Below are 21,652 nucleotides of genomic sequence, written 5' to 3'. Positions count from 1 at the left end.
GTGAACAAATAGTCTCCACTTGTTCATCTTTTCCCGGGTGACAATTTGGCGCATACCTCCGCGCATAAATTCATGCCATCAGGCGCCTTCTTCGGAGACATGCAATGTCCAACACCCAGAACGCACTCGTGCTCATCGCACGCATTCTTCTTTCTTTCATTTTCATTCTCTCCGGCTTCGGCAAGCTAACGGATCCTGCCGGTACAGCTGGCATGATCACGGGCGCTGGCCTTCCGGCTGCGACGGCGCTCGCTTACCTTGCTGGCGCTTTCGAACTGGTCACCGGTCTCGCCATCCTCGTTGGATTCCAGACGAAGATCGCCGCTTGGGCGCTGGCCGTATTCTGCGTGTTCACCGGCCTCGTTTTCCACAGCGGCACAGTTGCCGTTCCCGGCTGGCCTGATGCCGCTCTCGGTTGGATCAACACGCTGAACGGCATCATGCTGATGAAGAACATCACGCTGGCTGGTGCCTATATCCTGCTTGCCGCTTTCGGTGCCGGTGCCTATTCGCTCGACGCACGCCGTGGCCTCAGCCTCGCTCGCGCATAAGCTGATCTTCAGTTCTTAAAAAAGCCGCTGGAGCGATCCGGCGGCTTTTTTTCATCCCGTATAGTCTTTCTCGTAACCCGGCAGATGCTCGATATCGGATAACCAGTCCACAGCAGAACACGTCCATATCTGCGCTTTGGGAACCAGCGCGTCTCGCTCATTGATGCTGCCCCAGCGGATACCCCATTCCTCGGCGTCATCACCCTCGCCGCTGGTAAACAAAGGCGAACCACATTCCGGGCAGAAGTGCTGGTTGCGCACACGACCATTGTCAGCCGTCTTGCGATAGACCTTCGGCTCGTTCTCACCAATCTTGAGTGCCGAGCGCTGGACCAACAACGTGACGCGGAAGGGCGAGCCGGTCAGCCGCTGGCAATCCGTGCAATGGCAAATGCCGACGCGGTTCGAATCGGTCTCCACCTCAAACTTGATATGGCCGCACTGGCACTGGCCGGTAAATTGCATGATGAACTCCTTCTCCAAGGAGCCCATCTTAGAGCAACCACTCGATAAACCAAAATTACAGGGCGGCTTGCACGCGCGCGATGATGTCTTTCACCGCAGCATTACCCTCATGTTCCGGCTTGCGCGCCCGTACGAAGCAGGCTTCCGAGCGCAGAATGATGCCGTCGGTGAGAACCTTGAGATGGTTGGCTGTCAGTGTCGAGCCGGTGGAGGTGATATCGACGATGATATCCGCCTGCCCTGCCGCCGGTGCGCCTTCGGTCGCTCCCAGGCTTTCCACGATACGGTAAAGCTGGATGCCATGCTGGCGAGAGAAGAACTGCTGTGTCAGCCGCCAGTATTTGGTGGCGATGGCGAGGCGGCGGCCATGGCGGGCGCGGAATTCGGAGGCGACATCGCCGAGATCGGCCATGCTGTCCACGTCCAGCCATATCTCCGGCACGGCCACCACGACATCGGCGTGGCCGAAACCGAGGCGGGCGCAGAATTCGACGCGATTTTCGACATCGCTCAAATCTTCGCGCACCAGATCTTCGCCGGTCACGCCGAAATCCACGGTGCCGTTGCCGATCTCGCGGGCGATTTCAGAGGCCGAGAGATAGGCGATCTCGATATCGTCCCGCCCCTCGACCCGACCGCGATAGGAGCGGTCATTGCCGATGGCGAGAACCTTGAGACCTGCACGCTCCAGAATGGCAGAGGCGTCTTCCTTCATACGGCCCTTGGAGGGCAAAGCGATGGTAATGGTCATGGCTTGGCCCTCACGGCTTCGATGCGATCCAGCCAGAGCGAGAAACCGACCGCCGGTATTTTGTCCTTCGCGCCCAGCAACGTCATCAGCCGGTCGAACCGCCCGCCACCAGCCAGCACGGCCCCCTCACCTTCCACGCCGACTTCGAAAACGAGGCCGGTGTAGTAATCCAGCGGACGCCCGAAGGCTGCGCCATAGGTGATGGCGTCGAGATCAAGTCCGCCATTGGCAAGCGCGGCGACGCGGGCATCGAAAGCAGACAACGCGCCATCCAGTTTCAGCTTTGCCTTGTCGGCGAACTCGACAAGCGTTTGAGACGCCTGCGAGAGCGGTGCTTGCAGGCTCAAAAACTGTTTCAGAAGTTCAAAGCTTTCATCCGGCAGGCGCGTGGCGGCCAGCGCGAGCTTTTCGCGCAGACGCCGGGCGATTTCCTGCGGGGCGCGGCTGGCGTTGGTAGAATATCCGGTGTCCTGCATGACGCTGTCGATATAGTCGACCAACACCTTTTCCTCACCGGTGGCGAGCAGTCCAGCAACACGCGCATCGAGCCCCGTCATGGGCTTGGGGCTGACGAGGCTTTGAAGCAGCGCTTCGAGCTGAACCGTATCGCCGAACGCCTGCACCAGCCGCTTCTGCCAGCCGGATGGCAGGCCAAGTGCGGCGACAACAGCCTCGAACACCTGCTGATCGCCCAGCGTGACCGTCAGCTTGCGGCTCGGCAACAGGCGTTTCAAAATGGCGGTCGCATCGCTGATGGCTCGGGCATCGGCGGCGGCAACATTCGTATCGCCGAGATCCTCGATACCGGCCTGATAGAATTCGTTCGCGCCATCGCGACGCTGGCGAAAGACTTCACCCAGATAGGAATAGCGCTTGGGCGTACCGGTTGCGGTTTCGATGTGGCGCAGACAAACGGGAATAGTGAATTCCGGGCGCAGGCACAGGCTGGCCCCCGTCTCACTCTCCGTCATGAAAATGCGGCGGCGCAGGTCTTCCCCGGCCATATCGAGGAAAGGTTCTGCCGGTTGAATGACCGGCGTATTCACCCGCGCCGTCTTGCGGGCCGCGAATTCATCCAGAAGCTCTGCGGAAAAGTCTGGCATATCGATCAGAGGCATGGACTATCTCCTGCGTGGCACTCCACACTGTCGCGCGGTTTCACGTTACCTAAAGGCGCAGAGCTATGGGACATGGATGGCAAGAGAGCGTCTCGGTCTCTTCTCCCCGAGGGGGAGAAGGTCGCGGCAGCGGGATGAGGGGGGCTGACTGGGCTCATCGCTTCAGTTGCTCTCTGCTCGACGTCGATCCTCGGCCTGTGCTGCCAAAATTTCCCTCACCTTCGCAACCAGTTCCGCTTCCGGCACAGTTTCCTGCGCCACGCGAGCTTCGCGCCATGCAGCGTTGTCCTCGATCTCGCCAGACAGGCGCTTGCCCTCGATCAGGTCCTTGATCTGCACGATCCCGGCCGCGCGCTCGTCACTGCCCTGAATGATGGCGATGGGTGCGCCCATGCGGTCGGCATATTTCAGCTGATTGCCGAATTTCTTCCAGTTGCCCTGATACATTTCAGCGCGAATGCCAGCGTTGCGCAGCGCCTGCGTGAAGCGCTGGTAACGGCCCATGCTCTCCACATCGCCATCCATGACGGTGACAAGAACCGGCGCAAGCGGCTTTTTCTGACCGAGCTTGCCAAGGTTCTTGAGCGCCGTCATCAGGCGTGAAACGCCGATGGAAAAGCCCGTGGCCGGAACCGGCTGGCCCATGAAACGCGACACCAGACCATCGTAGCGACCACCGCCGCCAACAGAGCCGAAGACGACCTTTTCGCCCTTTTCGTTGGTGACGTCGAAGGTGAGTTCGGCTTCGTAGACAGGGCCGGTATAGTATTCGAGGCCACGGACTACTGAAACGTCGATCCTAATTCTCTTTGTTCCATAGCCAGCAGAGCGCACCAAGCTGCTTATTTGCTGCAATTCGCGCACACCTTCCTTAAGCATCTCGCTTTCGGGAAACAATTCTAAAAAGAGCTCAAGAACCCTTGGATTACCAAGAACCATTTGCCCAACATCAATCTGAGAAGGCATTCGATTCTGAGACACAAGAATTTGGTCATCGCTTAAAAGCTCAGCGTCCTGCATGAACATAAAATAATCGCGGCGACCGTCATCCCGGATTATGTAGAGCTTTTCAATTCTTTCGATTTGCGCATCATCCAGTCCCGCACCCTTAGTGAAATCTCCGGATTCGTCTTTTCGCCCGGGACCAAGCAAAAGCTTCACGCCTTCCGGTCCAAACTTGTCCAACTTATCAATCGCACGCAGCACGTTCAGCCGTCGACCCGCATTCCCCTCACCCCCAAGCCCGATGGCTTCCATCACGCCATCCAGAACCTTGCGGTTATTGACCCGGATCACATAGTCACCACGCTTGATACCCAGCGCCTCCAGCGTATCCGCCATCATCATGCACATTTCGGCATCGGCCTGAACGCCGAAGGCACCGATGGTATCGGCATCGAACTGCATGAACTGGCGGAAGCGGCCGGGGCCGGGCTTTTCGTTGCGGAAGACGTAGCCAGCGCGATAGGTGCGGAACGGCAACTGGATTTCGTTGAAGTTCTCAGCGACATGGCGGGCGAGCGGGGCGGTGAGATCGTAGCGCAAGCTCATCCACTGGTCGTCATCATCAGTCAGCGAAAACACGCCTTCATTGGGGCGGTCGCTATCGGGCAGGAACTTGCCCAGCGCATCTGTGTATTCGAACAGCGGTGTTTCGATGGGGTCGAAACCGTAGAGTTCGTAGACCCCACGAATTTTCTCGATCATCTCATTAGTGGCATGAATATCGGCGCTCGAGCGATCCACGAAGCCGCGCGGCAGGCGGGCTTTCAGTTTCTGAGGCTTTTTTGCTTTTTCGCTCATGATGCCAGTCCAATTATCTCTTGAATTCAAGCCGGTGTATTAGAGGATGAAGCCTTGTGCGGCAAGGCCGGAGCGTTGCAGTTTTACTGGCGTGAGGATGGAAATCATGCTAGGTGGGATACACGCATCCCAATTACGTAAGGGAGAGGGAAACCATGAGCAAACAAACCGCCATCCGCCTGCCCGACGAAACCTTCGAGCGCCTGAAAGCTCTCTCCGAGCGCACCGGTCGCACATCCGCCTATTACATCCGCGAGGCCATTGAAAAGCATATCGAGGATATGGAGGATTTGTATCTGGCGGAAGAGGCGACGCGGCAGATACAGCGCGGTGAGTCCAAGATCATCAGCGCGGAGGAGATGTGGCGTGACCTGGAAAATTGAGTACCACTCGGATTTCCGAACGAAAGTCGCAGACATCGATCCAAGTCTTCGCCACCGCATCCGCTCGTTTTTGCATGAGCAGGTAGAGGTCTTGGACGACCCGCGCAAAATCGGCGCAAATCTCGGCAACTACTGGCGATATTGGGAAAGCGGTTTGCGTTTCATTTGCGACATTCAAGATCAAAAGCGGTCTATCCTCGTCATCGAAGTCGGCCACCTGCCCAAGAAGTCTATCGCTGAACCATGATTCTCGAAGCCATCAATTACGCCGCGACATACCGCAAGACGCCGCCGGAATTTCGCCCCTATATCCGCTATTCCGTCAATCTGTGGGCGCGCGCAAACCGTTGCGGAAAAGCTTGGGCGGAGCATGAGGAGAATAGCCAGCGGTTCATTTTAACTGCGGCTGCGAAACTTCGGCAGCGCCGCACCGCTGTCGTGCTCGGTTCCGGCCTTTTGCGAGATGTGCCGTTGAAACAACTGGCAGCAGCCTTCGATACCGTTGTTTTGGTGGATCTCGTGCATCTGGCAAGTGTCCGCGCCGGACTTTGGCGACACGCAAGAAGCACCGTGCTCTCCAGCCGCGATCTGTCCGGTTACGACCAGTTGCAAGCAGGCCAACTGCTGGAACCCCTAAGCTTCCTGCGACAGGTGCCTTATCTAGACTTCGTCATCTCCGCCAATCTGCTGTCGCAGATCGGAACGGGCGTGCGCAAACGGATCGAGAAAGAACCGGCAAATGCGATGCCGAAGGATACATTGCCACGCCTCATCCATGCCCACATTGATGGCCTTTCCGGCCTGCCCTGCAAGGCCTGCCTCGTGACAGACACGGCGTTCGAGGTGATCGATAAAAACGGCGCGCTACATCAAAAAGAGGATTTGTTGCACGGAGTGACGGTGCCCAAAATCGCGAGAGAGTGGGACTGGCCGGTCGTGCCCTTTGGCGAGGAAAGCCGGGACTATCAGATCATTCACAAAGTGATTGCCAGCGACCTGACCTGACGGCCATTTTCCTGTCGCTTTTCAGCAGCTAAAGTTGGCGCATGCGCTCTTTCGTTCACATGTTGATGTTTCTGGCCTGCATGCTGTACAGCGCGATGCCCGCACAGGCAGCGCTCAGCATGTCGATGCCTGTGAACACCGTAAAAACGCATGTTTAAGAGATGGAGCATGGCGACCATGCCATGCCGATGGCTTCGTCCGAAAACACCGATAAAGGCGATCCGTGCCCGCACCGGGGCAGCATGACACATGCGCCGTTTTGCGCGGCCTGCCTTGTGTTGATCCCAAATCTACGTTTTGCCGAAAAAGGGCGCGCACCACACGCTTACCCTAAACCCGAATTGCAGCAAGCTTTCATCGGCAATGTTCCACCGCCGCCGCTGCCACCTCCCCGTGCCTGACAGGCAAATTCAGACATTCACGAACAGATTCCGTCAGACACAGGAAGGATAATCCATGCCTATCAAAACCATGACCCTCACCGCAGCTCTTCTCACCGCTTTCATGATGCCAGCTTACGCGCAGGATGGCAGCCATGTGGGCCACGACATGTCCAAGGGTGCTGCGTCCGAAAACGCGTCTACCAAGGCCTTCATGGAAGCCAGCAAGAAGATGCATGGCGATATGTCAATGGAATACACGGGCGATGCCGATGTGGATTTCGTGCGCGGCATGATCCCGCATCATCAGGGCGCAATCGATATGGCGAAAGTGGAAGTGCAATATGGCAAGGACCCGGACATCCGCAAACTCGCGCAAGAGGTCATTACGGCGCAGGAAGCGGAAATTGCCATGATGAAAGAATGGCTGAAATCCAAGGGCCACTAAAGAGAGATGGTGGAGAGGCGGCTTACGGCTGCCTCTCCACCGTGACCGTGTAGTTTGCGCCAAGGCCGCGGCGTGAAGAGCTGAGCACGAGGATGGGGCGGATAAGCCATTCCGTATCCGTCTTGGGCGTCAGCACCGCCGTGTTCTTGCCCGCCTCGCTGAAAAAGATCGCATCGTCATCCGGCTTGGCGAAGTCGAAAATCGCCATCACCACGAATTCGCTACGACTGGTGAGGGTGACCTTCAGTGTTTCCCCGGCTTTGACCTTGAGGCGGTAGACATCTCCCCGGCCCTGTCGTGTCCAGCCGTTCAGCACCAGCGGACCGGATACCGGCATGGCGGCAGACTTCAAGTTTTCACCATCGTCCAGCCATATGCCATCGACATTGCGGGGCTCCGAATGGGCGGGAGCGGCAACCGATACCGTCAGAAGAGAAGCCAGGAGAATGTGTGAAAATCGGGTCACGGGCGTAAAAACTCCAGCCTTTGCGTGTCTATGCGTGGGCGGCAATGGCAACCTTCGATGTGGTCGTTGACCATGCCCATGGCCTGCATAAATGCGTAAACGGTGGTGGGGCCAACAAAGGTCCAGCCGCGCTTTTTCAGGTCTTTCGACAGGCGCGTGGAGGCGGGCGTGATGGGGTTGGCGCGCAGGGTTGCGTAATCGAATACGGGCGGGCGCTCTTCCGGCTTCGGCTCAAAGCTCCAGAAGTAGCGGGCAAGCGTTCCGAATTCTTCGCGCATCTCAATGGCGCGGCGGGCATTGTTGATGGTGGAAACGATCTTTCCGCGATGGCGGATGATGCCTTTATCCGTGACGCAGCGATCTATATCCGCCTCACCGAATTTTGCGACCTTGTCGAAATCGAAACCGCAGAACGCGGCGCGAAACGCCTCGCGCTTTCTGAGCACCGTCAGCCAGGAGAGGCCGGATTGAAAGCCCTCGAGGCAAATCTTTTCGAACAGGCGCGTGTCGTTCTTGACCGGACGGCCCCACTCCTCATCGTGATACAGCGCGTAGTCCGTCAGTCCCTGCTGCCAGGAACAGCGGATAACGCCGTCTTCACCCGTTGAAAGTCCTGTTTCAGTCATGGAGACAATGCCTTTTTCGTCGTCTGCCGGTGATTACCATTGATTCACTTTGTTTCAAAACCGTACGCTAACCTTATTAAAAGGTTTCGGCCAAATCGCGGCTTTTCATGAAGCGCCATTTACCATTCGCTGTCGCGGAGGTGCGAACGTGGTGATTATTTTCCGGTGTCATGTAGAGAGTCCACCCGATGTCGATGAAATCCGTTTTTCTGGCGCTGAGCATCCTCTCCGCCATGTCAATGCCAGCTCTTGCCAATGATCGCTACCGGGAGCGCCCGCCTGTGGTCGTCAGCCCCGATTTGACAGCCCCGTGGGTCATGCAGCTTGGCGGTGCGCAGGTTCGCCCGGTCGTTTACCCGCAGCGCCCCGTCCGTCCGTCGCTGTTTCAGCAGCCGCGTGCGCAGGCCGTGGCTGCAAGGCCGAATGCGCCACGTCTACGGATCGACCCGCAATTCCTTCCGCAGATGGTACAGTATCAGGGCAAGGAAGCACCCGGCACCATCGTCATCGATACGCCCAACCGCTTTCTGTATCTCGTGATGGCGGATGGAAAAGCCCGGCGTTATGGCGTCGGCGTTGGCAAGCCGGGTTTTGAGTGGGCCGGTACGCACAAGATTACCCGCAAGAACGAGTGGCCAAGCTGGACACCACCGCAGGAAATGATTACCCGCGAATCCGCCAAAGGTCATTACCTGCCAGCCTTTATGGAAGGTGGCCCGCAGAACCCCATGGGCGCGCGCGCCATGTATCTCGGCTCCACGCTTTACCGCATTCACGGCACCAACCAGCCATGGACCATCGGCAGCAACAACTCGTCAGGCTGCATCCGCATGCGCAATGAAGATGTGACCGATCTTTATGAGCGCGTGAATGTGGGTACCCGCGTGATTGTGATCTGATAGCAACGCTAAAGTCATTCTTCGCGTCGAAGAGTTGTGAAATGAACTGAACGTGCTTGCTGGATGGCAGGAATGCGTTAAATTCCGCGCATAAACTTTGGCGGGGGACGTCAAGGGCCGGAAGCGCTTTCCAGCTGCATGCCGGATATTAAAAAACGGGCGGGTCAAACCGCCCGTTTTTTATTGTAATGCTTCAATCTTATTCGGCTTATGGCCGCCATAGGCCCAGTCGAGCAATTGCACGGTGTGCAGAATGGGAATCTGGGTGCCGCTCGCGATCTGCGTCATGCAGCCTATGTTGCCGGTGGCGATGATATCGGCCTTCGTCGCCTCGATATTCTTCACCTTGCGAGCCTTCAACTGCGCCGAAATCTCCGGCTGCAGAATATTGTAGGTGCCAGCCGAACCGCAACAGAGATGCCCTTCCGCCGGGTCGCGCACGGTAAAGCCTGCCGCTTTCAGCAGCAGTTTCGGTGCCGCCGTAATCTTCTGCCCATGCTGCATGGAGCAGGCGGAATGATAGGCCACAATCAGGCCGTTTCGCTCCAGCGGCGGCAGATCGAGACCAACGAGATATTCGGTGATATCCTTCGCCAGCGCCGAGACCTTTTGCGCCTTTTCGGCATAGGCACCATCCAGCCGCAGCATATGGCCATAGTCCTTGATGGTGGTGCCGCAGCCGGATGCGGTGATGATGATGGCGTCCAGACCACCGCGCTCGATTTCGCGCATCCACACATCGACATTGCGCCGCGCCGAGGCCAGCGCCTGCTCTTCCCGGCCCATATGATGCACCAGCGCGCCGCAACAGCCCTCCCCTTCCGGCAACACCACCTCAATACCAAGGCGCGTCAGAAGTCTGATGGTCGCGTCGTTGATACCAGGGTCGAGCACCGGTTGGGCGCAGCCGCTGAGGATGGCGACGCGCCCACGCTTTTCGGCTTGCGGGGCTTGGGTGCTGGGATTTGCGAACGTCGACGGTGCAGGAATGGTTTTCGGGGCGAGATCGAGCATCGATGCCAAGGGTCTCAGCGCTTTGGTGTTGCGAAACAATCCTGCAAGTGGGTGACCGAGGCGGGCGAGCTTGAGTGCTACGCGAAACCGGTTCGGGTACGGCAGTACGAAGGCCAGAAGGTTGCGGATGAGGCGGTCCATGATGGGCCGCTGGTAGGTTTTTTCGATGTGGGTACGGGCGTGATCGACCAGATGCATGTAGTCCACGCCGGAAGGACAGGTGGTCACGCAGGCCAGACAGGACAGACAGCGATCGATATGCGTCACCACTTGGGCGTCCGCCGGGCGGTCGTTTTCCAGCATGTCCTTGATGAGATAGATGCGGCCGCGCGGGCTATCCAGCTCGTTGCCCAGCGTCACATAGGTGGGACAGGTGGCCGTACAGAAACCGCAATGCACACATTTGCGCAGGATTTTCTCGGATTCCGCAACATTGGGATCGGCGAGTTGATGAGGGGTGAAGGAGGTCTGCATTAGAGGAGACCTCGGGCGTGGGTGCGGAAGCGCCCCCCTCTGTCCTGCCGGACATCTCCCCCACAGGTGGGGAGATTGGCTGGGCGCAAAGACGTCGCTTCACCTTCAGCGTCAGAGATCGGCAGGAGGTCACCGCAAATCGATCTCCCTCCTTGTGGGGGAGATGTCCGGCAGGACAGAGGGGAGTAAGCCACGAATTCGACCATCATGATATTCCCATCTTCCCCGGATTAAAAATTCCTACCGGATCAAGCTTTGCCTTAACTCGTGCCGAAAGCGCAGCCTCCACCGTCGAAAGTGGCTCAAACGACGCAATGCCCTCCCGGGCCTCAGCGCGCACCAGTGTGGCATGGCCACCACCGACCGCCTTCACATAGTGCCGCAGAAGCTCCGCTTCCGGCTGCGCCTCCATCTGCATCCAGACCAACCCGCCCTGCCAGTCATAAAACGCATCGATACCCGCTTCCAGCCGCAGCGCCGCCACCAGCTTGTGGCCTTGGGAAGGAGCAACTGAGACGCGCCAGAGCGGTTTTGCTGGATTGGCGGCATAGGGCGTCACATCGCGGATCTCACGCCAAAGCGCCTTGCTTTCGCCATCACCGAGAAACACCGAAGGGCCGAGTGCTGACAGAATGGTCTGCAATTTTAGCGACCGCGCTTTGACCGAAGCACCAAGCCCTTCCAGCCGCAACACCGTTGCCGCACCATCCGGCAGCGATCCGCTCAGGAAGCGTGACTTGACGCTTTCCGGCAGATGCGCGGCACCTGAGACTTCGACACTGGTTGCCATCGCGGCGGCCATGGCATGGGTGGCGGCTTCGTCTTCAAGGCCGGATATGACGAGCGTGGTCTGCGCAGGCGGCACCGGCAGGACACGGAAGGTAACTTCCGTCAGGAAGCCGAGCGTTCCGTAAGAGCCCGCCAGCAGTTTCACCAGATCGAGCCCCGTGACATTCTTCATCACCCGCCCGCCAGCCTTGATGGCCTCACCCTGACCATTGACGAAACGGATGCCGAGAAGGCTGTCACGCGCCGCACCCGCCACGTAACGGCGCGGGCCGGATACATTGGCGGCGAAGATTCCGCCGATGGTCGGCTCTCCTGTCGTGCCCATCACGGCGCGGTGGTCCATGGGTTCGAAGCACATCATCTGGTTGGCCGATGACAACGCTGCTTCAACCTCTGCCACCGGCGTTCCGGCTTTCACCGTCATGACCATTTCAGCAGGATTATAAGCAACGATGCCGGTGATCGCTCGCGATGACAGCGACGCTTCGGCTTCGACGCGATTGCCGAAGCCGGAGCGCGTGTTGCCTCCGAAGATCGCCAGCGCGCGGCGGGCCTCCGCATAGTCGCGGATGATATCAGCAGCTTCGGTTTCATCCGTGGGCAGAAGCATGTCCCTCATGACCCGGGCCGTCCATCCAGCGGGAAGACTTTCGAAGGGTTCAATATCCATCCCTCATCAAAGGCAGAGCGCACAGCCATTTGCTGGTTCAGATCGGCATCTGAATATTGGTGGCGCATTAGGTCACGCTTTTCGATGCCGACGCCGTGTTCTCCCGTCAGGCAGCCGCCCGCATCAACGCAGAGACGCAGTATTTGATTGCCCGCCTCTTCTGCTTTGGCGGCCTCTTCCGGGTCGTTGGCGTTGAAAAGAATGAGCGGGTGCATGTTGCCGTCGCCCGCATGGAAGACATTGGCGACGCGAAGCCCGAGGCTATCGACAATTTCTCCAGTCTTTTGCAGAACATAGGACAACTGGCTGAGCGGCACCGTACCATCCATGCAGATATAATCGGAGATGCGACCCGTCGCGCCGAAGGCGGACTTGCGGCCTTTCCAGATGGCGGCGGCTTCCATGGCGGATTGGCATTCGCGCACTTTTTTAACGTCGTGTTTGCGGGCGATGGCAACGATATCCGCCAGCATGGCGTCCATCTCGTCTTCCGATCCCTCAACCTCGACAATCAGCAGCGCGCCGACATCCAGCGGATATCCGGCCTTGGCGAAAGCCTCGCAGATTTCGATGGCCGGTTTATCCATGAATTCGATGGCCACGGGAATGATGCCCGCGCCGATGATATCCGCCACGCAGGAACCCGCCTCCTCGGAGGTTTCGAAACCAAACAAAACCGGCCGTGCGCCTTCCGGCTTGGCAATCAGCCGCACCGTCGCTTCGGTAACGATACCGAGTTGGCCTTCCGAGCCGCAGACCAAGCCGAGCAGATCGTAACCGCTGGCATCCAGATGTTTGCCGCCCAGTTCCAGCACGGTGCCATCCACCAGCACCATTTTGACGCCGAGCAGATTGTTGGTGGTCACACCGTATTTCAGGCAGTGCGCGCCACCGGAATTCATGCCGATATTGCCGCCGATGGTGCAGGCCAGTTGGGAACTGGGATCGGGCGCGTAAAAGAAGCCTTGAGGGCCTGCGACATCGGAAATCGATAGATTGGTGACGCCCGCCTGTACGGTCGCGGTGCGGTTGAACAAGTCCAGATCAAGTATCTCCGACATTTTGGAGAGGCCAATGACGACGGCATCTTCCTGCGGTATGGCACCACCGGACAACGATGTCCCTGCCCCACGCGGCACGATGGGAATGCCGTAGCGATGGCAATATTTCATGACAGCAGCAACCTGCGCCGTCGTCTTCGGCAACGCGACAGCCAAGGGCAGCTTCCGGTATGAGACGAAGGCATCCGTTTCGAACGGAACGAGCTCTCGCGCTTCATGCACCAGACATTCCGGCGGTAGAAGATCGGCAAGGTCAGCCACGATTCTATCTCGGCTGGCGAGAACGGATGCTCGGGGCTTTAGAAACTCTATGGTTTGCGACATGGTAGCTCCACAGGCCTCCCTCCTTGCGATGCGTGGTATGATGTTACGGGTCTTTGGTGCCTCGACGCAAGCTCTGCTCGCAGAGCCGAAAGCGTTACGGCCCGAAGCTCGTGTAAAACGACATTTGAGAAATTTTATCTCGTTTTGATGGAACTTTTTCCGCAGCGCGTGCTTTTCAACAGGTTGCCTGGAAATTTTTATTACGATGGGACGCTATGATTACCACGAGCGAAACTGAACGCTATCCACGGATAGCACTCATATCGACACATGGCTACGTAGCCGCACAGCCGCCATTGGGCGCTGCTGACACCGGAGGACAGGTCGTTTACGTGCTCGAACTAGCCCGTAAACTTGGCCAGCTAGGATACACTGTCGATCTCTACACCCGCCAATTTGAAGACCAACCAGAAATCGACGAGGTCGATGAGCGCGTGCGGGTCGTTCGCATTCCCTGCGGTGGCAAGAATTTCATTCCGAAAGAATATCTGCACCGCCATATGATGGAGTGGTGCGAAAATGCGCTTCGTTTCATCAAGAAAAACGACCTGAATTACACGTTCATCAACAGCCATTATTGGGATGCCGGAGTTGCCGGACAACGTCTTTCAGAAGCGCTGAAAATTCCGCATCTGCACACACCGCATTCCATCGGCATCTGGAAGAAACGCCAGATGGAAACGGACTATCCGGAAAAAGCGGATACGTTCGAGCTGGAGTTCAACTTCAAGGAACGCATTCAGCATGAGTTGATCGTTTATCGCAGCTGCGACATGGTCATTGCGACCACGCCGGTACAGCTGGACGTGCTGATCGAAGATTATGGCCTGAAGCGCAAACACATTCACATGATCCCGCCGGGTTATGACGACAACAGGTTTTTCCCTGTGTCCGAAGGTTCGCGGCAGATGCTGCGCCAGCGTTTCGGCTTCGAAGGCAAGACCGTTCTCGCTCTGGGGCGTCTCGCCACGAACAAGGGTTATGACCTGCTGATCGACGGTTTCTCTGTGCTGGCAGCACGAGAGCCTGAAGCCCGTCTTCACCTGGCCGTCGGCGGCGAGAATATGGACGAGCAGGAAACGACGATCCTCAACCAACTCAAGGACCGGGTGAAGTCCCTCAACCTTGGGGATAAAGTCGTCTTTTCCGGTTACGTGGAAGATGAGGACTTGCCCGATATCTACCGCGCGGCCGACCTTTTCGTGCTGTCCAGCCGCTATGAGCCATTCGGCATGACAGCCATCGAAGCGATGGCCAGCGGTACGCCAACCGTGGTGACGATCCATGGCGGCTTGTTCCGCGCAATCAGCTACGGACGACATGCTCTGTTTGCCGATCCTTTCGACAAGGAAGACCTCGGCATCACCATGATGAAGCCGTTCAAGCACGACAGGCTCTATGGTCGTCTGTCACGCATGGGTGCGCACAAGGCCCGCAGCCTGTTCACCTGGACCGGCATCGCGCAGCAGCTTCTGGCCTTGGTCGAAGGCCGCACCATGATGCCTGTACTAGAAGAAGCCGATTGGGCTGAACCATGGAATGATGGCGATTGAAACAGGTCCGTATATTCTTCACAGACCTCGACGGGACCGTTGTTGGTAACAATGACGCAACGGCCCGTCTCCGGGATTTTTGGCAATCTTTGCCAAAAGAAACGCGACCGCTGCTGGTTTTCAACAGTGGTCGCCTTTTGGACGACCAGTTCGAACTGATGGAAGAGGTGCCACTCCCCTCCCCCGATTATGTCATCGGGGGGGTCGGTACCATGCTGTCCTGTCGCGACCAGCCGTCATTGCGACAGGCTTACGCCACCTCTCTAGGGCAGGCATTTGATATGGATAAGATTGTATCTCTCCTCTCAACCGTATCAGGCGCGAGCGTTCAGCCTGAACGGTATCAGCATTCGTTGAAGTCCAGTTGGTATCTGCATGATGCCAGCGACGCCGACATTTCCGCTATCGAGCAACGCCTGGCGGATAATGATATCGATGCCCGCATCGTCTATTCCAGCAATCGTGATCTGGATATTCTCCCACGCGCCGCCGACAAGGGTGCCGCAATCTCTTGGTTGTGTAACCATCTCGACATTGGCCTCGACGAAGTGGTGGTCGCCGGAGATACCGGCAATGACCGCGCCATGTTCGAATTGCCTGACGTGCGCGGCATCGTCGTTTCCAACGCTTTGCCGGAGTTGAAGGCCTTGGCGGAGGATAAAACCCGTGTCTTTTCTGCTTCAGAAGCAGAGGCAGATGGGGTCGTGTCGGGCCTGAGATACTGGCTGTCTTTATAAAGACGCAAGTTTCGATCACATAAGATATGTGTTGAACATCAAATATGCTGAAGCTTTTGCTCCCGGCTCATTGACGTTGGTCAGTAACCGCCGGACAATCAAGCGAATCATTCCATATCCTGTACGGCAATATGGCGTGACCAACCTGGTCATAACATTAGAATTATTGTATATAAAATGACTGTAACCTGAAGGACATGAACCCCATTGAACGTGCTCACCCGATTGGCAACTGACGTCTGCTTGATGCTGCGCCGCCCCCCGCGCCAGCAATATGCGGCGCTTTGCTATCGCAGGAAGAAGGGCTTGACGGAAGTTCTCTTGCTGACCAGCCGGGACACGGGCCGCTGGGTTATCCCTAAGGGCTGGCCGATGGATGGCAAGAAGGCCCATGCGGTTGCCGCACAGGAAGCCTTCGAGGAAGCCGGGGTTCGTGGCAACGTCGATAAAAATCATTTCGGTTTTTTCGACTACGACAAAAAACTCCGCAATGGCGTGAAGGTGGTGTGCCGCGTCCAGGTGCATTTGCTCGAGGTTACCGATCTGGTCAAAAACTTTCCAGAGCGCGAAAGTCGTACCCTTGAATGGGTTACGCCTGTGGAAGCGTCGCACCGTGTGAATGAGCCTGAGTTGAAGGAACTTTTCCTTTCCTTCGATCAACAAATGGCGCAAACACAACAGCGACCCGCTCAAAAAAACGTAAATTTATAAGCCCACTCCAAAGCCGCTCAAACGCCTGCACACGCGGCTAAAGCCGCAGATGAAAGCAGATTGATGGCGCGACCACCTCCCAACCGCATGAAGCCGACGCTGGACAAGGATCTTGATCGGGTTACGCGTGTAGAGGAAGCCACCTTTCACATTACCGACCGCTTGACGGCACCGGGAGTTGGCCTGCTTTTTCTGATCATGACGGCACTTTTTGCCAGCGCCTATGTCGTCGGCAAACCCGGCGCGATCATTATCGTGGCTGCGGCGATCATCGGGGCCTATATGGCCCTGAACATCGGTGCCAAGGACGTGGCCAACAATGTCGGGCCTGCCGTGGGTGCGAAAGCGCTGCCGTTGACGGCTGCGCTGTTGATGGCTGCGGTCTGCGAGGTACTAGGCGCGCTGATCACCGGCGGCAACGTGGTCGAAACCATCTCTCGTGGCATCATCAGCGTCGAAACCATTCCCAACACCGAAATCTTTACCTTGGCGATGTTGGCTGCATTGATAACGGCGGGCCTGCTGGTCAACCTGTCGAATTTTGTCAAGGCACCGATCTCGACCACCCATACGATCGTCGGTGGTGTGGCGGGTGCCGGTACGGCAGCTTATGGATTTGGCGCGGTTGACTGGTTCTCCCTGTCCGAGATCGCACTGGCTTGGATGACGACCCCTTTTATCAGCGCCTTTTTCGCCATTGTGCTCCTTGCCTTCATCAAGGAATTCATCATCTACCGCGACGACAAGATCGAGGCGGCACGGCTTTGGGTTCCGGTTCTCATCGGCGTCATGAGCGGCATTTTCACCGCCTATCTCATCTGGGTCGGGCTACATAATGTCGTGCTGGTTTCACTCGGAACCGCCAGCCTGCTGGGATTGGCGATTGGCCTTCTCAGCTGGCGTCTTTGCGTTCCGCTCATCCGCAAGCAATCCGAGGGGCTGGAAAATCGCAATCAGTCCCTGCGCAAGATGTTTCAATGGCCTCTCATTCTCGCCGCCGGACTGATGTCTTTTGCTCATGGTGCGAATGATGTTTCCAACGCGATTGGCCCAGTGGTGGCAATCGTGCGCGCTACTCAAGGTCAGTTCGTCGGCGATACCGCCCGCGCACCTGAATGGGTGATGCTGATCGGTGCCTTTGGCCTGTCCTGCGGTATCCTGCTGTTTGGCCCGCGCCTCATCCGGCTGGTCGGTGAGCAAATCACCAAGCTGAACCCGGTGCGCGCCTTTTGCGTATCGGTGTCGACAGCGCTGACTGTGCTGGTCGCATCCCGGCTGGGATTGCCGGTCAGCACCACGCATACGGCCATTGGTGCTATCTTCGGTGTTGGCTTCTTCCGCGAATGGTACACCCACCGGACGCGAACCCGCCAGGATATGGCGCGTGCTGACGTCACCGATACCAGCGACACCAGCGATGAGGATAATGAAAACACCTCCGAGGTTCGCCGCCGCTATCTGGTTCGCCGTTCACACTTCATGACGATCGTCGCCGCTTGGATCATTACTGTGCCCACAAGTGCGGTACTGGCGGCAGCGCTCTATGGAATCATGTATATTGTGTTTATCTAGGATCGAGTGACGACGATCCACCCTGAAATCAAAGAGAAACATGCGCGCCAATTTTCGAATGCAACGGCTCTTCGTCAGCCAGCCTATCCGCCAGGGCGAGGCTATCGAAGCCAATAGCGACCAGTTCAACTATCTCGCCAATGTATTGCGCTTGACTGATGGTGCGGAAATTCTCTTGTTCAACGGACGCGATGGTGAGTGGAAGACAACCCTCTCCTACCCCACCCGCAAGAAGATCCTGCTGACGGCCGTTGAACAAACGAGACCGCAACCGGAGACGCCGGACCTGCACTATCTGTTTGCGCCTCTGAAAACCGGCCGCATGGATTATCTGGTGCAAAAGGCGGTGGAAATGGGCGCAGGCGTGCTCCAGCCGGTCATGACGCAACATGTTCAAGGCAAGATCACCAATCTCGACAAACTACGTGCCAACGTCATTGAAGCGGCAGAACAATGCGGCATTCTGGCCGTGCCGCAGGTTCTGGAGCCGATAAAGCTGAAAGACCTGCTGGAAAGCTGGGGCGCATCCCGTCGCATCATCTATTGTGATGAAGGCGATGAGGGGCAGAACCCATTGCCGGTTCTGAGCCGCATCGAGGAGAAGCAACTCGCTCTGCTGGTTGGCCCTGAGGGTGGCTTTTCGGAAGAAGAGCGCCAGTTGCTGCGCGACCACCCTTCTGTCACACCCATTCCACTTGGACCCCGTATTCTGCGCGCCGATACTGCGGCCGTTGCAGCGCTTGCTGTGATCCAGGCAACCGTAGGCGATTGGAAATAGAGGCCTACAAGGCACGGCGATGGAGCAAAACAATTGCCTTTGGCCATGCTTGAAAGAAATTCATTTGCGTAAGCCAGTGCCGCACCCTATCAGCGAATTCAACAAGCCTAAAAGCCAAACATCGACCATAAGGTAACTCCATGGCCCGCGACACGACCGACCAGACACCCATTTCCTCCGTACAGGATTTGACCGACTATCTGGCGGGCGGCTGCAAACCCGTTGAGAAATTCCGCATTGGCACCGAGCACGAGAAGTTCGCCTTCTTTCGCGAAGACAACACGCCAGTCCCTTATTTTGGCGATGCCAGCATTTCTGCTCTGCTGAAAGGCATGCAGGAGAAACTCGGTTGGGAACCGATCATCGATGAGGGCAACATCATCGGCCTCAGCGAACAGAGCGGCATGGGCGCCATCTCCATCGAGCCCGGCGGACAGTTCGAACTTTCCGGTGCGCCGCTGGAAAACCTGCATGAGACCTGCAAGGAATCCAACCGGCATCTGGCGACTGTGCGCGAGGTGGCCGAGCCCATGGGCATTCGCTTCCTTGGCATAGGCGGCAGCCCGCTGTGGACGTACGAAGAAACACCGCAGATGCCGAAGTCGCGCTATGCGATCATGACCCGCTACATGCCAAAGGTCGGCACACAGGGGCTGGACATGATGTACCGTACCTGCACGATCCAGGTTAATCTCGACTTTTCCTCGGAAGACGACATGCGCCGCAAGATGCGCGTCTCGATGAAGCTGCAATCGCTGGCAACGGCGCTGTTTGCGTCTTCGCCCTTTACCGAGGGCAAGCCGAACGGGCTGCTGTCCTGGCGCGGCGATATCTGGCGCGATACCGACAACCGCCGCTCCGGCGTGTTGCCGTTCACCTTCGAAGCTGATTTCGGGTTCAAGGATTACGTGGAGTGGGCGCTGGATGCGCCGATGTATTTCATCGTTCGTGACGATAAATATCGCGACTGCACCGACATCACCTTCCGCCAATTCATGAACGGTGCGCTGAAGGGCCAGATCGCCGAATGGGAGCCCAATCTGGGCGACTGGACGAACCACTTGTCCACGCTGTTCCCCGATGTTCGCATGAAGCGCTTTCTGGAAATGCGCGGCGCGGACGGCGGTCCGTGGCGCCGTATCTGCGCGCTGCCCGCTTTCTGGGTGGGTCTTCTCTATGACGACAGCGCATTGTCCGCTGCTGATGAATTGACCAAGGACTGGACCGTCGAGGACGTCATCGCCATGCGCGACACTGTTCCCGCCCTGGGTCTCAAGGCCAAGGTCGCAGGCCATGATCTGCTCGACATCGCCCGCGAGACCGTCTCTATTTCCCGTGAAGGGCTGCGCAATCGCAAACGCCTGAACGATGACGGGCAGGATGAAAGCGTCTTCCTGACGACCTTGGATGAGGTTCTGGCGAAGAAGGCGACGTTGGCCGAGGATTTGCTGGCACTTTACAATGGCCGTTGGGGCCAGTCGGTTCTGCCGGTTTTCGACGAATACCAATACTGAGGGCCGGATACAAAAAAGCCCGGTGCAGCTCGAGGGCAGACACCGGGCAAAGGCAGGGCTTATTGGCAAATCACCCTGCGGGGAAACTGATTGAAGGCTTGCGTTGAATTACAACGCTTTCGCCGCAGCCATTCTGGCAATGCGCGCAAGCCGGGTCGTGGGGTCTTCCATGATCCCCGTGTCGAGCGCACTCCTCAGATCACTGCGGGTCAGACCGATATCGGCGAGCTGATGGTCGTCCATCTCCACGAGGCGATTGGCGGCGATGCGGTTGGCAATGCGGCGCAGAAACGTCACGAAACCTTTGCCCACGCCTGCTGCCGCCTGCTCGAAAGACGCGGCGCGTGGTGCGATCAAACCCAGTTCCATTTTCCGTTCTGCCGTGCGCATGACACAATCCCTTCATTTAGGCACGATGAGGCACTGCCTTCACACCCATGCGTGAAGGCCGCTGGTCTGGTCACCTTCGGATGACCAATTGGTTATTTGCTGCTTCTGGCGTCAAAATGTCGCAAGACCATTGATCAGTCCAACGAATGTTTCTAATGTGAGCCATCAATCATTCTTATGGATGGCCGCTCATGTCCGCACCTCTCGACATAGACCAGTTGCACACCTTCATCGCCATTGTTGATGCCGGAAGTTTCACGAAGGCAGCAGACCGCGTCTTCAAAACGCAATCGGCTGTTTCCATGCAGATGCGGCGGCTGGAAGAGCGACTGGGAAAGCAGCTTTTTGCCAAGGACGGGCGTGGCAACAGGCTGACGGCTGAGGGCGAAAAGCTGATGCATTATGCGCGACGCATCATCCGTCTCAACAACGAGGCTGTCGCCGCCTTCGATGACAACCGTCTGGAAGGCACGTTGCGCATCGGCACGCCGGATGACTACGCGGACCGTTACATGCCCGAGATCATCGGTCGTTTTGCCAAGACGCATCCGAATGTCGAGCTTTACATCGTCTGCGAACCCTCGGTCAGCCTTGCCGAAAAGATGGCGCGCGGAGAGCTGGATATCGCGCTCGTCACTCACAATCCCCGTGCCCGCGCGTCAGATATCGTGCGCACCGAGCCGCTGTGCTGGGTAGCGTCCGCCAACCATCCGCTGCGCGATGACGTGCCCGTACCGCTGGCCGTTGGACGCCGGGATTGCCAATGGCGACAACTCGCCGCTTCGGCGCTCGATGCCGATGGCCGCGATTATCAGGTTCTGTTCACAAGCTGGTCGTCAACCGTCATCGCCGCCGCCGTTCTCGCCGGCATGGCCGTTTCGGTTCTGCCGGAATCGACGCTCAGAACTGGCATGAAGGTGCTGACAGCAGCAGACGGCTTCCCGCCTCTTCCGCCGGTACAGATCGGTCTGATGAAGCGCCCCGGCCTGTCGCCATCTCTCATCAACGCCATCACCGATCACATCACCGCCTGCCTCGACAACATCTCTCTGGCATCCCCGCCAGATGAATTGGACGATGATATCAAGGCGTTTCCGAAACTGGCGCGCGTGCGCACGGGGCAGTTGGCACCGGGATGGTAGGCAATTTTAGCTGAAAGCGGAGGGTGTG

The 21,652-nt window shown here is 57.6% G+C and carries 23 protein-coding genes; 13 read left to right on the top strand and 10 right to left on the bottom strand.

The annotated features are described in order from the left end of the window. Positions 1–104: 104 nt before the first annotated feature. Positions 105–551, top strand: coding sequence for a DoxX family protein (locus DSM25558_RS03445; protein WP_077101804.1), 447 nt, complete (start codon positions 105–107; stop codon positions 549–551). Positions 552–602: 51 nt separating this feature from the next. On the opposite strand, the gene DSM25558_RS03440 is transcribed toward DSM25558_RS03445, so the two are convergent. The 4 genes from DSM25558_RS03440 to hisS all read right to left on the bottom strand — a co-directional run bounded on the left by DSM25558_RS03440 (position 603) and on the right by hisS (position 4,688). Beyond that, complete coding sequence (locus DSM25558_RS03440; RefSeq protein ID WP_077101896.1) at positions 603–1,016, bottom strand: GFA family protein; 414 nt, start codon at positions 1,014–1,016, stop codon at positions 603–605. A gap of 55 nt (positions 1,017–1,071) precedes the next feature. Beyond that, on the bottom strand, positions 1,072–1,767 hold the full coding sequence (gene hisG / locus DSM25558_RS03435) for an ATP phosphoribosyltransferase (RefSeq protein ID WP_077101802.1): 696 nt from the start codon (positions 1,765–1,767) through the stop codon (positions 1,072–1,074). Beyond that, complete coding sequence (locus tag DSM25558_RS03430; protein WP_077101800.1) at positions 1,764–2,885, bottom strand: ATP phosphoribosyltransferase regulatory subunit; 1,122 nt, start codon at positions 2,883–2,885, stop codon at positions 1,764–1,766. The genes hisG and DSM25558_RS03430 overlap by 4 nt, the downstream gene beginning before the upstream one ends. A gap of 162 nt (positions 2,886–3,047) precedes the next feature. Continuing rightward, complete coding sequence (gene hisS, locus DSM25558_RS03425) at positions 3,048–4,688, bottom strand: histidine--tRNA ligase (RefSeq protein ID WP_077101798.1); 1,641 nt, start codon at positions 4,686–4,688, stop codon at positions 3,048–3,050. Positions 4,689–4,843: 155 nt separating this feature from the next. Between hisS and DSM25558_RS03420 the strand changes: the two genes are divergently transcribed. The 4 genes from DSM25558_RS03420 to DSM25558_RS03400 all read left to right on the top strand — a co-directional run bounded on the left by DSM25558_RS03420 (position 4,844) and on the right by DSM25558_RS03400 (position 6,904). After that, the gene (locus tag DSM25558_RS03420; RefSeq protein WP_077101796.1) at positions 4,844–5,071 is read left to right on the top strand and encodes a type II toxin-antitoxin system RelB family antitoxin; all 228 of its coding nucleotides are present in this window, start codon (positions 4,844–4,846) and stop codon (positions 5,069–5,071) included. Beyond that, positions 5,055–5,318 (top strand): type II toxin-antitoxin system RelE family toxin, encoded by a 264-nt coding sequence (locus tag DSM25558_RS03415; protein WP_077101794.1) that lies wholly within the window; start codon positions 5,055–5,057, stop codon positions 5,316–5,318. Before DSM25558_RS03420 ends, DSM25558_RS03415 begins: the two co-directional genes overlap by 17 nt. Beyond that, on the top strand, positions 5,315–6,076 hold the full coding sequence (locus DSM25558_RS03410) for a hypothetical protein (RefSeq protein WP_077101792.1): 762 nt from the start codon (positions 5,315–5,317) through the stop codon (positions 6,074–6,076). Before DSM25558_RS03415 ends, DSM25558_RS03410 begins: the two co-directional genes overlap by 4 nt. Positions 6,077–6,532: 456 nt before the next feature. Continuing rightward, the gene (locus DSM25558_RS03400; protein WP_077101790.1) at positions 6,533–6,904 is read left to right on the top strand and encodes a CopM family metallochaperone; all 372 of its coding nucleotides are present in this window, start codon (positions 6,533–6,535) and stop codon (positions 6,902–6,904) included. 22 nt (positions 6,905–6,926) lie between these two features. Here the strand turns inward: DSM25558_RS03400 and DSM25558_RS03395 are convergent, their stop codons facing one another. After that, positions 6,927–7,370 (bottom strand): SH3 domain-containing protein, encoded by a 444-nt coding sequence (locus tag DSM25558_RS03395; RefSeq protein WP_077101788.1) that lies wholly within the window; start codon positions 7,368–7,370, stop codon positions 6,927–6,929. Then, the gene (locus tag DSM25558_RS03390) at positions 7,367–7,996 is read right to left on the bottom strand and encodes a DNA-3-methyladenine glycosylase I (protein ID WP_077101786.1); all 630 of its coding nucleotides are present in this window, start codon (positions 7,994–7,996) and stop codon (positions 7,367–7,369) included. The genes DSM25558_RS03395 and DSM25558_RS03390 overlap by 4 nt, the downstream gene beginning before the upstream one ends. Positions 7,997–8,184: 188 nt before the next feature. Between DSM25558_RS03390 and DSM25558_RS03385 the strand changes: the two genes are divergently transcribed. Further along, entirely contained in the window at positions 8,185–8,895 is a 711-nt protein-coding gene (locus tag DSM25558_RS03385) for a L,D-transpeptidase (protein ID WP_077101785.1), read from the top strand. 180 nt (positions 8,896–9,075) lie between these two features. On the opposite strand, the gene glcF is transcribed toward DSM25558_RS03385, so the two are convergent. From glcF to DSM25558_RS03365, 3 genes are all read right to left on the bottom strand, one after another. After that, entirely contained in the window at positions 9,076–10,383 is a 1,308-nt protein-coding gene (gene glcF, locus DSM25558_RS03380) for a glycolate oxidase subunit GlcF (RefSeq protein ID WP_077101783.1), read from the bottom strand. 205 nt (positions 10,384–10,588) lie between these two features. After that, positions 10,589–11,782 (bottom strand): glycolate oxidase subunit GlcE, encoded by a 1,194-nt coding sequence (gene glcE / locus DSM25558_RS03370; protein ID WP_077101892.1) that lies wholly within the window; start codon positions 11,780–11,782, stop codon positions 10,589–10,591. 5 nt (positions 11,783–11,787) lie between these two features. Then, positions 11,788–13,227, bottom strand: a complete 1,440-nt coding sequence (locus tag DSM25558_RS03365) for an FAD-binding oxidoreductase (RefSeq protein WP_077101781.1) — start codon at positions 13,225–13,227, stop codon at positions 11,788–11,790. A 215-nt stretch (positions 13,228–13,442) separates the two neighbouring features. Between DSM25558_RS03365 and DSM25558_RS03360 the strand changes: the two genes are divergently transcribed. The 6 genes from DSM25558_RS03360 to DSM25558_RS03335 all read left to right on the top strand — a co-directional run bounded on the left by DSM25558_RS03360 (position 13,443) and on the right by DSM25558_RS03335 (position 20,092). Next, positions 13,443–14,780, top strand: coding sequence for a glycosyltransferase family 4 protein (locus DSM25558_RS03360; protein WP_077101779.1), 1,338 nt, complete (start codon positions 13,443–13,445; stop codon positions 14,778–14,780). After that, positions 14,777–15,517, top strand: a complete 741-nt coding sequence (locus DSM25558_RS03355) for an HAD-IIB family hydrolase (RefSeq protein ID WP_077101777.1) — start codon at positions 14,777–14,779, stop codon at positions 15,515–15,517. The genes DSM25558_RS03360 and DSM25558_RS03355 overlap by 4 nt, the downstream gene beginning before the upstream one ends. A 207-nt stretch (positions 15,518–15,724) precedes the next feature. Further along, entirely contained in the window at positions 15,725–16,228 is a 504-nt protein-coding gene (locus DSM25558_RS03350; RefSeq protein WP_143240007.1) for an NUDIX hydrolase, read from the top strand. 63 nt (positions 16,229–16,291) lie between these two features. Beyond that, a complete protein-coding gene (locus tag DSM25558_RS03345; RefSeq protein WP_077101773.1) occupies positions 16,292–17,800 on the top strand; it encodes an inorganic phosphate transporter in 1,509 nt (502 codons plus the stop codon). A 40-nt stretch (positions 17,801–17,840) separates the two neighbouring features. Next, the gene (locus tag DSM25558_RS03340; RefSeq protein WP_077101771.1) at positions 17,841–18,578 is read left to right on the top strand and encodes a 16S rRNA (uracil(1498)-N(3))-methyltransferase; all 738 of its coding nucleotides are present in this window, start codon (positions 17,841–17,843) and stop codon (positions 18,576–18,578) included. 140 nt (positions 18,579–18,718) lie between these two features. Beyond that, positions 18,719–20,092, top strand: a complete 1,374-nt coding sequence (locus tag DSM25558_RS03335) for a glutamate--cysteine ligase (RefSeq protein ID WP_077101769.1) — start codon at positions 18,719–18,721, stop codon at positions 20,090–20,092. Positions 20,093–20,200: 108 nt separating this feature from the next. Here the strand turns inward: DSM25558_RS03335 and DSM25558_RS03330 are convergent, their stop codons facing one another. Continuing rightward, positions 20,201–20,482 (bottom strand): DUF1127 domain-containing protein, encoded by a 282-nt coding sequence (locus tag DSM25558_RS03330; protein WP_077101767.1) that lies wholly within the window; start codon positions 20,480–20,482, stop codon positions 20,201–20,203. A 191-nt stretch (positions 20,483–20,673) separates the two neighbouring features. On the opposite strand from DSM25558_RS03330, the gene DSM25558_RS03325 reads away from it, so the two are divergent. Beyond that, a complete protein-coding gene (locus tag DSM25558_RS03325; RefSeq protein WP_077101765.1) occupies positions 20,674–21,624 on the top strand; it encodes a LysR substrate-binding domain-containing protein in 951 nt (316 codons plus the stop codon). Positions 21,625–21,652: the final 28 nt, after the last annotated feature.

The organism is Agrobacterium sp. DSM 25558 (assembly GCF_900100825.1).
In the GTDB taxonomy this organism is placed as follows: Bacteria; Pseudomonadota; Alphaproteobacteria; order Rhizobiales; family Rhizobiaceae; genus Agrobacterium.
This window is presented reverse-complemented; position numbering and strand designations above follow the sequence as displayed.